13 protein-coding genes are annotated in these 12,540 nt (G+C 70.4%); 9 read left to right on the top strand and 4 right to left on the bottom strand.

Annotated elements, in window-relative coordinates:
* Positions 1-64: 64 nt before the first annotated feature.
* The gene (locus QMO14_RS21740) at positions 65-1,012 is read right to left on the bottom strand and encodes a LysR family transcriptional regulator (RefSeq protein WP_301509691.1); all 948 of its coding nucleotides are present in this window, start codon (positions 1,010-1,012) and stop codon (positions 65-67) included.
* Positions 1,013-1,134: 122 nt separating this feature from the next.
* On the opposite strand from QMO14_RS21740, the gene QMO14_RS21745 reads away from it, so the two are divergent.
* Positions 1,135-1,926 (top strand): SDR family oxidoreductase, encoded by a 792-nt coding sequence (locus QMO14_RS21745; RefSeq protein WP_301509693.1) that lies wholly within the window; start codon positions 1,135-1,137, stop codon positions 1,924-1,926.
* Positions 1,927-2,052: 126 nt separating this feature from the next.
* On the opposite strand, the gene QMO14_RS21750 is transcribed toward QMO14_RS21745, so the two are convergent.
* Genes QMO14_RS21750 through QMO14_RS21760 form a run of 3 tightly spaced genes read right to left on the bottom strand, consistent with a single transcriptional unit; the run spans position 2,053 to position 4,468 of the window.
* The gene (locus QMO14_RS21750; RefSeq protein ID WP_301509694.1) at positions 2,053-2,478 is read right to left on the bottom strand and encodes a MarR family winged helix-turn-helix transcriptional regulator; all 426 of its coding nucleotides are present in this window, start codon (positions 2,476-2,478) and stop codon (positions 2,053-2,055) included.
* 14 nt (positions 2,479-2,492) lie between these two features.
* Positions 2,493-3,461: an alpha-ketoacid dehydrogenase subunit beta gene (locus QMO14_RS21755; RefSeq protein ID WP_301509696.1), complete on the bottom strand. Its 969-nt coding sequence runs from the start codon at positions 3,459-3,461 to the stop codon at positions 2,493-2,495.
* A complete protein-coding gene (locus QMO14_RS21760; protein ID WP_301509698.1) occupies positions 3,452-4,468 on the bottom strand; it encodes a thiamine pyrophosphate-dependent dehydrogenase E1 component subunit alpha in 1,017 nt (338 codons plus the stop codon). The genes QMO14_RS21755 and QMO14_RS21760 overlap by 10 nt, the downstream gene beginning before the upstream one ends.
* Positions 4,469-4,617: 149 nt before the next feature.
* Here QMO14_RS21760 and QMO14_RS21765 point away from each other — a divergent pair, with 149 nt between their 5' ends.
* The 8 genes from QMO14_RS21765 to QMO14_RS21800 all read left to right on the top strand — a co-directional run bounded on the left by QMO14_RS21765 (position 4,618) and on the right by QMO14_RS21800 (position 12,538).
* On the top strand, positions 4,618-4,905 hold the full coding sequence (locus QMO14_RS21765; protein ID WP_301509699.1) for a ParD-like family protein: 288 nt from the start codon (positions 4,618-4,620) through the stop codon (positions 4,903-4,905).
* Entirely contained in the window at positions 4,902-5,699 is a 798-nt protein-coding gene (gene map, locus QMO14_RS21770) for a type I methionyl aminopeptidase (RefSeq protein ID WP_301509700.1), read from the top strand. Before QMO14_RS21765 ends, map begins: the two co-directional genes overlap by 4 nt.
* Before the next feature lie 134 nt (positions 5,700-5,833).
* The gene (locus QMO14_RS21775; protein WP_301509701.1) at positions 5,834-6,727 is read left to right on the top strand and encodes a helix-turn-helix domain-containing protein; all 894 of its coding nucleotides are present in this window, start codon (positions 5,834-5,836) and stop codon (positions 6,725-6,727) included.
* A gap of 170 nt (positions 6,728-6,897) precedes the next feature.
* Positions 6,898-8,520: an amidohydrolase family protein gene (locus tag QMO14_RS21780; RefSeq protein WP_367618166.1), complete on the top strand. Its 1,623-nt coding sequence runs from the start codon at positions 6,898-6,900 to the stop codon at positions 8,518-8,520.
* Positions 8,517-9,581 carry a GTP-binding protein gene (locus QMO14_RS21785; protein WP_301509702.1) on the top strand — a complete coding sequence of 355 codons (1,065 nt, stop codon included), beginning with the start codon at positions 8,517-8,519 and terminating at the stop codon, positions 9,579-9,581. The genes QMO14_RS21780 and QMO14_RS21785 overlap by 4 nt, the downstream gene beginning before the upstream one ends.
* Complete coding sequence (locus QMO14_RS21790) at positions 9,578-10,381, top strand: ABC transporter permease (protein ID WP_301509703.1); 804 nt, start codon at positions 9,578-9,580, stop codon at positions 10,379-10,381. Before QMO14_RS21785 ends, QMO14_RS21790 begins: the two co-directional genes overlap by 4 nt.
* Entirely contained in the window at positions 10,378-11,457 is a 1,080-nt protein-coding gene (locus QMO14_RS21795) for an ABC transporter ATP-binding protein (RefSeq protein WP_301509704.1), read from the top strand. The genes QMO14_RS21790 and QMO14_RS21795 overlap by 4 nt, the downstream gene beginning before the upstream one ends.
* 43 nt (positions 11,458-11,500) lie before the next feature.
* The gene (locus tag QMO14_RS21800; RefSeq protein WP_301509706.1) at positions 11,501-12,538 is read left to right on the top strand and encodes an extracellular solute-binding protein; all 1,038 of its coding nucleotides are present in this window, start codon (positions 11,501-11,503) and stop codon (positions 12,536-12,538) included.
* The last annotated feature ends 2 nt before the right edge of the window (positions 12,539-12,540 follow it).

Genomic DNA, 12,540 nt, shown 5'->3' on the forward strand with positions numbered 1-12,540 from the left:
CGGACGTCGCGGGTGAAAACCCCGTGAACCCGTGAGGTTGTCGCGGTCCGGTCGCGAAGGCGTCTCAGGCCACCTGCATCCGCCGCGCGAACCGCTCCTCTCGGAAACGCTCCAGCACGAAGTCGATGAACACCCGCGTCTTCGGCAGCAGCTTCTTGCTGGGGTAGTAGAGCCACACCGCGCCGGCCTCCTGGTACCACTCGGGCAAGAGCCGCAGCAACTCGCCGCTGCGCAGCCCGCGCTCGACGAAAGGCATGGGCAGCATCGCCACGCCCAGCCCCATCAGCGCGGCATGCGCGATCGCCTCGGGGTCGTTGAAGATGGCGCGCGGCCGCGGCAGTTCGACGCTGACCTCGCCTTCGCCTCCCCCTTCGCCGGCTCGCGCCCGCACGCGCCGCAGGGTCCAGCTGCGCACCCGGCCGGTGGGCGAGGAGCGGCGCATCAGCGTGTCGAGCGCCGCCAGATCCGACGGATGCCGCGGCGGCTTGCGCCCCTCCATGTATGCGGGCGAGGCCACCGCCACCACGTGGATGCGCGCCAGCTCCCGCGTCACCAGCCCGGCCGGCAGCTCGATGCCGCCGCCGATGGCCGCGTCGAAGCCTTCGCCCACCAGGTCGACCTGCTGGTTGTCGAAGTGCCAGTCGGGCACGATGGCCGGGTAGCGCGCGAGAAACCCGCCCATCATCGGCAGCACATGCTCGCGCCCGAAGGCCTGCCCCATGCTGACCTTCAGCGTGCCCGAGGGCTGGCCGTCGTCGGTGTCGACGCCCGCCATCGCCTCGCGCAGCGTGGCCAGCGCCCCGCCGATCTGCGCGAGGAAGCGCTCGCCGCCTTCGGTCAATTTCAGGCTGCGCGTGCTGCGCTGGAACAGCCGCAGGCCCAGCCGGGCCTCCAGCCGCGCCACGTTCTTGCTGACGGCGGCCGGCGTCAGACCCAGGCGCCGGGCGGCCTCGGAGAAGCTGCCGCCCTCTGCGCTCTGCACGAAGGATTCGAGGTGATTGAGCGGCTCCATGGCTGCATTGTGGCGCTCATCTTCAACCATCGGTTGAATCTGATTGATCGGATTGACGGCTACCGGAGAAGGAATGAAACGCCCAAACTGAGGCCTTCCTCCACCACTCCACGGAAAAAATCATGGCCTCCAATACTGTTTCCTCCTCCTCCTCCTCCTCTTCTTCTTCTTCTTCCCCCGTGCTCGCCGGCAAGGTCGCTTTCGTCACCGGCGGCTCGCGCGGCATCGGCGCGGCCATCGTGCGCCGCCTGGCGCGCGACGGCGCCGCCGTGGCCTTCAGCTACGCCGCCTCGGCCGCGCCGGCCGAGGAACTGGTGCGCAGCATCCAGTCCGAAGGCGGCCGCGCCCTCGCGCTGAAGATCGACAGCGCTGACGCCGCTGCCCTCACCTCCGGCATCGACGAAGCGGCCCGCACCTTCGGCAGGATCGACATCCTCGTGAACAACGCCGGCGTGTTCCTCGGCGGCACCCTCGACGAGTTCTCGCTCGAAGACTTCGACAAGACGCTGGCCGTCAACGTGCGCGCCGTGTTCGTCGCTGCCAAGGCCGCCTCGCGCCACATGGGCGAGGGCGGCCGCATCATCAACATCGGCAGCACGAACGCCGTGCGCATGCCCTGGCCCGGCGGCAGCGCCTACGCCATGAGCAAGTCGGCGCTGGTCGGCCTGGTGCAGGGCCTGTCGCGCGACCTCGGCCCGCGCGGCATCACGGTCAACAACGTGCAGCCCGGCCCGGTCAACACCGACATGAACCCGGTCGACGGCCCCAACGCCGCCTCGATGCACGGCCTGATGGCGCTGGCCCGCCACGCGCGTCCGGAAGAAATCGCCGGCATGGTCGGCTACTTGGCCAGCCCCGAAGCCGGCTTCGTGACCGGCGCGAGCCTGAACATCGACGGCGGCTTCGCGGCTTGACTTGGTTCGCCCCCAGGCTGCGCGCACTTCGTTTCGCTTCGCCAACCCCCTCCGGGGGCAACACCTGCGGCCCGGCAAAGCCGGTTCCGCGGTGTTTCTGGAATGGGACGTGCCTTGCTCGTGAGGTTAGAGGCCGCCGCGCTGCACGGCCTCGATGAGCTTGTCGAGCGTGGCATCGAGCCGCGCCAGCTCGCCGGCGTCGATGCCGGCGAACAGCATCACCTCGCGTTCGCGGCCGAGCGCGCCCACCGTTTCGTGCAGCGCCTTGCCTGCGGCGGTGAGGTAGAGCCGGCTGCTGCGCCCGTCGGTCGGGTCATCGTGGCGCTGTACGCGCCTGTGGCGCCGCAGGCCGGCCAGCGCGCGGCTCACCGCCATCTTGTCGAGGCCGGTCTGGTCGGCCACCTGCCGCGCGTTGAGCCCCGGCTGGGTGGCGAGCACCGCCATCGCGCGCCACTCGTTGAGCGTGAGCCGGTGCTCGCGGCCCACGCGCTCATGGAAAGGCCGCGCCGTGAGATTCACGACCCGCACCAGCTTGAAGAAGAGCGGGTCCATGGCCGGTCTTCACTTCAGCCGGCGAGCCTTTTCGCCGCGGCCACGATGGCTTCGGTGCCGACGCGCGACTGCGCCTCCAGCACCGGCGCGTAGCCGACCGGAATGCGCGGCGCGCCCAGCCGCGCCACGCGGCAGCCCGTGGCCTCCGCCGCGCTGGCCGCGATCTCCGCGCCGAAGCCCGCCGCCTGCACCGCCTCGTGCACCACCAGCAGCCGGCCGGTGCGCGCGCAGGACGACAGCACCGTCTCGCGGTCCCACGGCCACAGCGTGCGCAGGTCGATGAGGTCGACAGCGATGCCTTCGTCAGCCAGCGCATCGCAGGCCGCCGCGCAGGCCTGCATCTGCCGGCTCCAGCTCACCAGCGTGAGCGCGTTGCCCTCGCGCACCCGCGCGGCCTTGCCCAGCGGCACCGCAACGCTTTCGTCGACCTCGCCGCGCACGCCCCACAGCGTCTTGTGCTCGATGTAGACCACCGGGTCGCCGCACTGCAGCGCGGAGCGCAGCAGGCCGTGGTTGTCCTGCGGCGTCGAGGGGCACACCACCACCACGCCCGGCAGGTGCGCGAACCAGGCTTCGAGCGACTGCGAGTGCTGCGCCGCCGAGGCGTCCCAGATGCCGCCGGGCATGCGCGCCACCAGCGGCACGCGGCCCTGGCCGCCGAACATGAAGCGGTTCTTCGCGGCCTGGTTCACCAGTTCGTCCATGCCGCACAGCGCGAAGTCGACCACGCGCATCTCGACCACCGGCCGCAGCCCCGCCAGCGCCATGCCCACGCCGGCGCCCATGATCGCGGCTTCGCTGATCGGCGTGTCGATCACGCGCCCGGCGCCGAAGTGTTGCTGCAGCCCCTTGTACTGGCCGAAGATGCCGCCGCGGCCCACGTCCTCGCCGAGCACGACCACGCGCGGGTCGGCCTCCATCTCGCGCCGCAGCGCGAGCAGTGCGGCTTCGGAATAGCTCAGGTCCTGCTTCGTCAATGCCATTGGCCGGCTCCGGTGGTCTGCACGTCGGTGAAGGCGGCGCTGGCGTCGGGCCAGGGCGCGGCATCGGCGACGGCCAGCGCGGTGTCGACCTCGTCGCGCGCGGCGTTCTCGATGGCGTCCAGCGTGGCGGCGGCGACGCCCGTCGAAAGAAGATGCCCGCGCGCTCGCGCGATCGGGTCTGTTTCCAGCGCCGCAGCCAGTTCGGCCGGGTCGCGGTAGGCCGCGAGGTCGACAGATACGTGCCCCTTCACGCGGTAGGTCAGCGCATGCAGCAGGCGCGGGCCGCTGCCGGCGCGCACTTCGCTCACCAGCCGCGCGGCGGTTTCGTGCACCGCGAACACGTCGTTGCCGTCGACCTGCGTGGCGGCGATGCCGAGCGATTCGGCACGCGCCGAGGCGCCGTCGCCGGCCGTCATCGGCCCGCTCGCGGTGGTCGCGCTCCAGCGGTTGTCTTCGCAGACGAAGAGCACCGGCAGGTCGTACACGCGCGCCCAGTTCAGCGCTTCGAGAAACGGCCCGCGGTTGATGGCGCCGTCGCCGAAGAAGCAGACCGTGATGCCGTCGCCCTTGCCGAGCAGCTTCTGCGCATGCGCCGCGCCCACGGCAATCGGCAGCCCTGCCGCCACCACGCCGTTGGCGCCCAGCATGCCGACCGAGAAGTCCGCGATGTGCATCGAGCCGCCCTTGCCGCCGTTGAAGCCGGTGGCCTTGCCGAACAGTTCGCACATCATCCGCGTGAGGTCGGCGCCCTTGGCCAGCGTGTGGCCGTGGCCGCGATGGGTGGAGGTGAGGTAGTCGCTGGCGCGCAGGTGGGCGCACACGCCGGCCGGCACCGCCTCCTGGCCGGTGGAAAGGTGCAGCGGCCCGCGCACCTTGGCGGCGCCCGCGGCCTGCTGGCCGTAGGCGCTCACGCCCCCCTGGCTGGCCGCCTCGGCGGCGTTCTCGAAAGCGCGGATGCGCACCATGACGCGATACAGCGCCTGCGCATCTGATGTGCTCGGGTCCATCTTGTCTCCAACGCGCTCGAGGTGGGCGCTTCGAGAAAAATCGTATCAAACGAGATCGAATCGCTGCACCGGGCTTACCCCGCCGTCGCGTTGAAACACATCGGCTGATTTGATATGATTTATATACGTTTCGTATATTCGAGAGAGCCATGGGCATCGTCAAGATTTCAGACCTCATGCATGAGAACCTGCGCGTCGCGGGCAATGCACTGAGCCGTTCCATCAATGCACAGGCCGAGCACTGGATGCGCATCGGCATGCTGGCCGAGCTGCACCCCGAGCTCGATCACCGCGAGATCTGCCAACTCCTCATTCGCGCCGAGCAGGCCGGCGGCTTCGACCTGGCCACCGTCTCCACCCTGCTGGAACCGCCACCGCCCGCGCCCGCGCCAGCGCCTGCTCCGGCCGCCCGCAAGCCGGCCGGAGCGCGCGCATGAGGGCCACAGCCGCTCCGCTCAAGTCGCCCGACGAAATCGCGATGTCGCGCGCCGCGGGCCGGCTCGCCGCCGAGGTGCTGGCGATGATCGGCGAGCACGTGAAGCCCGGCGTCACCACCGAGGAGCTCGACCGCATCTGCCACGACCACATCGTCGATGTGCAGGGCGTGGTGCCCGCCAACGTCGGCTACCAGGGCTACACCAAGACGGTGTGCACCTCGGTCAACCATGTGGTCTGCCACGGCGTGCCGTCGGCGCAGAAGGTGCTGAAGAAGGGCGACATCATCAACATCGACGTGGCCGTCAACAAGGACGGCTGGTTCGGCGACTGCAGCCGCATGTACTTCGTCGGCGAGCCCAGCCCGCTGGCGCGGCGCCTGGTGGACACCACCTACGAGGCGATGCGCGCCGGCATCCTGCAGGTGCGCCCCGGCGCCACGCTGGGCGACGTGGGCCATGCGATCCAGAGCGTCGCGCACCGCGAGCGCTTCAGCGTCGTGCGCGAGTACTGCGGCCACGGCATCGGCCGGATCTACCACGACGATCCGCAGGTGCTGCACTACGGCCAGCCCGGCCAGGGCCTGCGGCTGGAGGCCGGCATGGTCTTCACCATCGAGCCGATGATCAACGCCGGCCGGCGCGAGACCCGCGAGCTGCCCGACGGCTGGACGGTGGTCACGCGCGACCATTCGCTGTCGGCGCAGTGGGAGCACATGGTCGCGGTCACGGAAGACGGCTTCGAGGTGCTGACGCCCTGGCCCGAAGGCACGGGGCGCTATCCGGCGATCGGCTGAGGCGGCGCATCCGGGTCGCCCGCGCTACCCTGCGGACAGGGAATTCCCGCCGCCGATGGCCTGGAAAATGCTTGAGAATTTGTGCACCTTCGAGGGACATCTCCCTCGCGCAACCCCTCCCAGGCACAAAACTCATGCAACCGCTGCGCCACCTGAACGACATGGAAGACCTGTGGGGCATGCGCAGCGCAGGCGCCCTCATCGACCTGCCGTCCACCGGCGTGTCGGTGCTGCGGTGGACGCGCACGACCGGCGGCCCCTTCGAATTCAACGTCGCCACATCGCCCGACTTCATGCTGTTCTCGATGGTGCTGCTGCCCATGGAGGCCTGCTCGCGCGTGGACGACTCCGTGATCTGGGACGGCCCCATCCGCGGCGGCAGCGTGCGGCTCATCGATTCGCGCAGCATCGAGCAAACCGGCTTCGAGTCTCCGAGCCCGTTCGACCTGCTGCACATCCATTTCTCGCTTGATGACCTGCGCCTGGCCGCGCGCCGCTTCGGCGTGGACTTCGAAGACTTCCAGCCGAACGACGGCCCGCTGTACCGCGACGACAGCATCGGCCGGCAGCTGGGCGCGCAGTTCGTCGCGGCGCTCGATGCGGATGGCCCGGCAGGCCGCATGTATGCCGACGGCATCGCGCAGTCGCTGGTGGCGCACCTGCTGCACAACTACGGCCGCGTGACGCGCCCAGTGCAGTCCGCCGGCCCCGACGGCCTGCAGGCCGCGTTCGAGCACGTGGAGCGCCACCCGCATGAAACGCTCAGCGTGGCCCGGCTCGCGCGGCTGGCCGACATGAGCGAATTCCATTTCGCGCGCCGCTTCAAGCAGCGCTACGGCCTCACGCCGCACGCGCACCTGGTGGCGGCGCGGCTGCGGCTGGCAAAGGCCGACCTGGCCTTCTCCGACAAGAACATCCTGCAGATCGCCATGGACTGCGGCTTCTCCGACTCCAGCCACCTCGCGCGCCAGTTCCGCAAGGTGGAGGGCGTGACGCCGCAGCGCTACCGGCAGGCGCTGCAGCAGTAGCCCGCAGCAGCCGCACCCGGCGGCACACCCAGCGGCACACCCAGCGGCACGCCCGGCCACACAGCAAGAACATGCTGTCCGCCGAGCAGGATTGAGCGAGACGGCATACCCCCTCGCTCGAAAGAATCGACCTCGCCATCCGGCAGTCCGGATGTTTCGAGGAGATTCGAGTGACAGCAGCAGCATCCGCGATGCGGGAACACATGCCGGCCGTCGAGGCGGGCGACGAGATCGCGGCCGCGCGCCAATTGCGCGGCGGCCGCGAGAAGCCGCGCGCCACCGGCCGCGACCGTGGCGAAGGGCCGTTCGCCCGGCTGGTGCTGCGCGGCGCCACCGTCATCGACGGCACCGGCGCGCCGCCCTGGGGGCCGGTCGACATCGTGATCGAGGGCGACCGCATCGTCGAGATGCGCGGCGTCGGCGCGCCCCGCAAGGCCATCGACCCGGCCGTGCGCCCGGCCGCCGGGCAGCACGAGATCGACTGCCACGGCAAGTTCGTCACGCCGGGTTTCGTCGATGCGCATGCGCACATCGGCTCGCCCTTCGTGGCCGGCAAGGCGCCGCCGGCCGACTACGTCTACAAGCTCTGGCTGGCCCACGGCGTGACCACCGTGCGCGAGATGGGCTGCTTCAACGGCCTGGGCTGGACGCTGGACCAGCGCGAGCGCGCTGCGGCCGGCACCATCGCCGCGCCGCGCATGCTGGCGCATGCGTACTTCCCGGCGGTCAATGACATCCTGAAGATCATTCACACGCCGGCGCAGGCACGCGACTGGCTGGGCCGGCTGAAGGCGCGCGGCGCCGACGGCGTGAAGTTCTTCGGCGCCTCGCCCGCCATCATGCAGGCCGCACTGGCCGAATGCGCCAGCCTCGGCCTGCGCAGCGGCTGCCACCACGCGCAGACCGCCGTGACCCGCATGAACGCGCTCACCACCGCGCAATGGGGCCTGACCAGCGCCGAGCACTACTACGGCCTGCCCGAGGCACTGTTCGAGCACCGCGTGGTGCAGGACTACCCGGCCGACTACAACTACGGCGACGAGTACTTCCGCTTCTCCGTCGCCGGCCAGAGCTTCGGCCAGGCCGCGCAGCCGGGCAGCGCCACATGGCGCAACGCGATGGACCGCTTTCTCGAACTCGGCTTCACCTTCGTGCCGACCTTCGGCATCTACGACGCCAACCGCGACCTCATGCGCACCCGCCGCGCCGACTGGCACGACGAATACACCTGGAAGAGCTACTGGGACGGCTTCCAGCCCTACCGCGGCGGCCACGGCTCCTACTGGTATCGCTGGTCGACAAGGAACGAGATCGAGTGGAAGGAAAACTACCGGCTCTGGATGCGCTTCGTCAACGAGTACAAGAACCGCGGCGGGCGCGTCTGCGCGGGCAGCGACTCCGGCTTCATCTTCCAGGTGTTCGGCTTCGGCTTCGTGCGCGAACTCGAGATGCTGCAGGAAGCCGGCTTCCATCCGCTGGAGGTGCTGCGCGCCGCCACGCTCGAAGGCGCGCACCTGCTTGGCATCGAGGCCGACTGCGGCAGCCTGGAGGTCGGCAAGCGCGCCGACCTGCTGGTGCACGACCAGAACCCGCTGGAAGACTTCAAGCTGCTGTACGGCACCGGCGCCATGCGGCTGAACGATGACACCCAGCGTGTCGAATGGCAGCGCGGGCTGAGCCGCACCATCGTGGGCGGCATCTGCTACGACACGGCCGAGCTGCTGGCCGACGTTCGCGCGATGGTGGCGGCCAGCCACGCCGAAGCCGCCGCGGCGGAAGCACCCGCCGCATGAGCAGCCCGGACAACGCCTCGCCGCCGATGCCGGTTCCCATCGAGCTGATCGTGCTCACCGGCTTCCTGGGCAGCGGCAAGACCACGCTGCTGTCGGCGTACCTGCGCCAGCCGCAGGCCGCCGACACCGCCGTGATCGTCAACGAGGTTGGCGAGGTCGACCTCGACGGCGCCGTCATCTCCGCCTCCGCCGACAAGGTGCCGATGGCGCTGCTGAGCAACGGCTGCGTCTGCTGCGCGATGGGCGGCGACTTGCCCGACACCATTGCGGCACTGATCGAGGCGCGCGCCGAACAGGGCCTGCCGCCGCTCGCGCGCATCGTGCTGGAGACCACCGGCCTCGCGCGCCCCGGGCCGGTGCTGCGCAGCCTCGGTCCGTTGGCCGGGCACCTGCGCGCGCATGTCGTGAGCACCTTCGACTGCGAGCGCGGCGCCGCCACGCTGGCGCTGCCCGAAGCCGCCGCGCAGATCGCCGGCGCGCAGCGCATCGTGCTGACCCGGCAGGACATCGCCCGGGCCGGTGCGGTGGACGTGGCGCGCGCGCTGCTGGCACGCGTCAATCCGCTGGCCGAACTGGTGGCCGACGCCGCGCCGGGGCCGCGCGCGCTGGCCGCGCTGGCGTCGCCGCCGGCGCGCTCATCGCTGCCGCACCTTACGCTCGCGCCGCTGGACGCCGACGCGCTGCAGCTGCCGCACAGCGACATCCGCACCGCCCTGTGCCGCTTCACCGCGCCGGTCACGCGCGACGAACTCTCCGAGTGGCTCGACAACCTCGCCGGCCTGTGCGGCGAGCGCCTGCTGCGCGTCAAGGGACTGGTCAGGGTGCAAGACGAGCGATGGCCGTTGCTGGTGCAATGCGTCGGCACGCTGTTCAGCCCCATCGTGCCGCTCGCGGCGCAGACGCCGGACTCGTTCCTCGTCCTCATCGTGCGCGGCATGCATCTGGATGAACTGCGCGACGTGCAGCCGTCCTTGCCCTTCGTGCTGAAGGCGGCCGCGCTGTCCACAAGACCGGCCATTGGCCGGCCGCTCGCCGCCGTGCTTGAGGAGGCCCGCGCGTGAGGCCCGCCACCGTCGCCCGCCGGGTCGCAGTGGCCGCGGCATACGCGGCCATGCTGCTGCCGCTCGTCACCGTGGCCTGGCTGAGCTTCTTCGAGCAGCCGATCATGAGCTTTCCGCCCGAAGGCTATTCGCTGCACTGGTACGCCAATGCATGGGGCAAGCCGCAGTTCGCGAGCAGCTTCATGCTGTCGCTGCAACTGGCCGCCGTCTCGGCGCTGCTCGGCGTGAGCACCGGCACGGTGGCCGCCTACGCCATCGAGCGCGGCGATTTTCGCGGGCGGCGCGCGCTGGCCGCGCTGCTGCTGTCGCCGCTGGCATTTCCGGGCGTGGTGCTGGGCACCGGCATCTACGTGTTCTTCGTGCAGATCGACAACACCATCGACCTGCAGATCGTTGCCACGCTGCCGGGCCTGATCGCCGCGCATGCGCTGCTGGCCATTCCGTGGACCGTGCGCCTCGTGTCGGCCAGCCTGCAGGGGCTCGGCCGCGCGCCGGAGGAAGCCGCCGCCAACCTTGGCGCGCGCCCGGTCACGGTGTTCCTGCGCGTCACGCTGCCCTCGATGCGGGCCGGCATCGTGGCCGCGGCCGTCTTCAGCTTCATCGCGAGCTTCGAGAACCTGGAGATGACCATGATGCTGACCGGCCCCGGGTACACGACGCTGCCGGTGGAAATGCTGAGCTACCTCAACTTCAACATGGACCCGACACTGGCCGCGGTCGGCACGGTGCAGACCGTGCTCATCGCCGTGCTCCTGCTGGTGGCGGATCGTTTCGTCAGTCTGTCCCGGGTGACCACGTGAGCTATTTGCGTCTCGACAATCTCCAGTGCACTTACGACCGCACGGTCGCGGTGCGCAACCTCGACCTCGGCGTGGCGCAGGGCGAACTGCTCGCGCTGCTCGGGCCCTCCGGCTGCGGCAAGAGCACCACGCTGCGCATGGTGGCCGGCTTCGTGCAGCCGAGCGCGGGCCGCATCTTCTTCGGCGAACGCGAGGTGACGCATGCGCCGCCGCATGCGCGCGACACCGGCATGGTGTTCCAGGGCTATGCGCTGTTCATGCACATGAGCGTGGCCGAGAACGTGGCCTTCGGGCTGCAGATGCGCAAGGTGCCGCGCGCCGAGCAGGCCGCGCGCGTGAAAGAAGCGCTGCGGCTGGTGCGGCTCGATCACCTGGCCGACCGCCGGCCGGCCGCGCTGTCGGGTGGCCAGCAGCAGCGCGTGGCGCTGGCGCGCGCGCTGGTGGTGCAGCCCACGGTGTTCCTGCTCGACGAGCCCATGTCCAACCTCGATGCGCGCCTGCGCACCGAGGTGCGGCTCGAGATCCGCGCGCTGCAGCAGCGCCTGGGCCTCACCACGCTGCTGGTCACGCATGACCAGGAAGAAGCCCTCACCACCGCCGACCGCCTGGCCGTGATGGACCACGGCCGCGTGCGCCAGATCGGTACGCCGCGCCAGGTGTACGAGCAGCCGGTCGACCAGTTCGTCGCCAACTTCATCGGGCGCTGCAACCTGATGCCGGGGCGGGTCGATGCGCCGGGCGTGTTCCGCGCGGGGGCGCATGCGCTGCCGTGCGCGCCGTCGGCGGTGCCTGCGTCCGCGTCCGCGCCGGACGACGTGGCGCTGATGGTGCGGCCCGACCGCATCCGCATCGCCAACGCGGGTGAGCAGGGCCTGCCCGCGCGGGTGCGGCTGAGCACCTACCTGGGCGGCACGACCGAATGGCACTTCGAGACCGACGTCGGCCCGATCTCTGTCGCGCAGCCCAGCGCCCTGGCACACGACAGCGCCGCGCGCGGGCCGGCCGAGGGCGAATGCGTGTCGCTGCAGTGGTCGCCGGAGCATGCGCTGGCGCTGCCCGCGGATGCCAGCGCCTGAACTTCGTTTCTTCCTCTCTTCCTCCGTTTCTTCAACCACCGCCATGTCCTCACATTCCACACGCCGTTCCCTGCTGCTGGCCGCCGCATCACTGCCGCTGGCAGCCTCCGCGCCCGCGTTTGCCGCCACCGGCGGGCGCGTCGTCGTCGCCACCTGGGGCGGCGACTACGGCGACCTGCTCGGCAAGAACGTCGAGCAGCCGCTGCTCAAGCCGCGCGGCATCGAAGCGGTGCAGAGCACCGACGACGGCCCGCCGCGCAAGGCCAAGCTGCTGGCCGAGCGCAACAGCCGGCGCGGCAGTCTAGACGTGGTGTCGCTGGTCGATTTCGAGGCCAGCGGGCTCGCGCAGATGGGCCTGTTCGAGACGCTGACCGACGCCAAGGTGCCGAACGCGAAGAACGCCATCGCCGCGCTGCGCCAGCCGCAGGCGCTGCCGCACATCTACTCGGGCCTGGTCATTGCCTACAACCCCGGGAAGATCAGGACGCCGCCGAAGTCGCTCAACGACCTCTGGGACCCGAAATACAAGGGCCGCGTCGGGCTGGCCGACATCCTGTTTCCGTACAACATCGCCGCCGCCTCGCTGGCGGCCGGCGGCACGCTGTCCGACCTGGCGCCGGGCATGAAGAAGCTCGGCGAGATGAAGGCGCTGTCGCCCAAGATCTTCGCCACCAACGAGGCGGTGGCGCAGGCGCTGAAGTCGGAAGACATCTGGATCACGCTGGCCTGGCGCGCCCGCGTGTACCAGTGGCGCCGCGCCGGCGTGAGCGTGGCCGCCGCGGTGCCCGCCGAAGGCATCATGCCGACCACCTTCAGCGCCGTGGTGCCGAAGAACAGCCAGCAGAAGGACAACGCCTTCGCCTATCTCGACGCCATGCTCGACGCGCGCGCCCAGGCCGCGTTCGCCGAGCGCATGGGCTACGTGCCCACCGTCACCAACGCCAGCCTGCCGCCCGGGCTGGCCGCACAGATCGCGTTCACGCCCGAGGAGCAGTCGCGCTTCAAGGTGCCCGACTTCGGCTACTTCGCACAGGCCATGCCGGCGCTGCAGCAGTACTGGTCGCGCGACTTCAAGGCCTGAGC

This window comes from Variovorax sp. CAN15, assembly GCF_030462475.1.
Classification (GTDB): domain Bacteria; phylum Pseudomonadota; class Gammaproteobacteria; order Burkholderiales; family Burkholderiaceae_C; genus Variovorax.

Coding starts and splice junctions, on each gene's coding strand:
- QMO14_RS21740 (WP_301509691.1), bottom strand. CDS start 1,012: ATGGAGCCGCTCAATCACCTCGAATCCTTCGTGCAGAGCGCAGAGGGC.
- QMO14_RS21745 (WP_301509693.1), top strand. CDS start 1,135: ATGGCCTCCAATACTGTTTCCTCCTCCTCCTCCTCCTCTTCTTCTTCT.
- QMO14_RS21750 (WP_301509694.1), bottom strand. CDS start 2,478: ATGGACCCGCTCTTCTTCAAGCTGGTGCGGGTCGTGAATCTCACGGCG.
- QMO14_RS21755 (WP_301509696.1), bottom strand. CDS start 3,461: ATGGCATTGACGAAGCAGGACCTGAGCTATTCCGAAGCCGCACTGCTC.
- QMO14_RS21760 (WP_301509698.1), bottom strand. CDS start 4,468: ATGGACCCGAGCACATCAGATGCGCAGGCGCTGTATCGCGTCATGGTG.
- QMO14_RS21765 (WP_301509699.1), top strand. CDS start 4,618: ATGGGCATCGTCAAGATTTCAGACCTCATGCATGAGAACCTGCGCGTC.
- map (WP_301509700.1), top strand. CDS start 4,902: ATGAGGGCCACAGCCGCTCCGCTCAAGTCGCCCGACGAAATCGCGATG.
- QMO14_RS21775 (WP_301509701.1), top strand. CDS start 5,834: ATGCAACCGCTGCGCCACCTGAACGACATGGAAGACCTGTGGGGCATG.
- QMO14_RS21785 (WP_301509702.1), top strand. CDS start 8,517: ATGAGCAGCCCGGACAACGCCTCGCCGCCGATGCCGGTTCCCATCGAG.
- QMO14_RS21800 (WP_301509706.1), top strand. CDS start 11,501: ATGTCCTCACATTCCACACGCCGTTCCCTGCTGCTGGCCGCCGCATCA.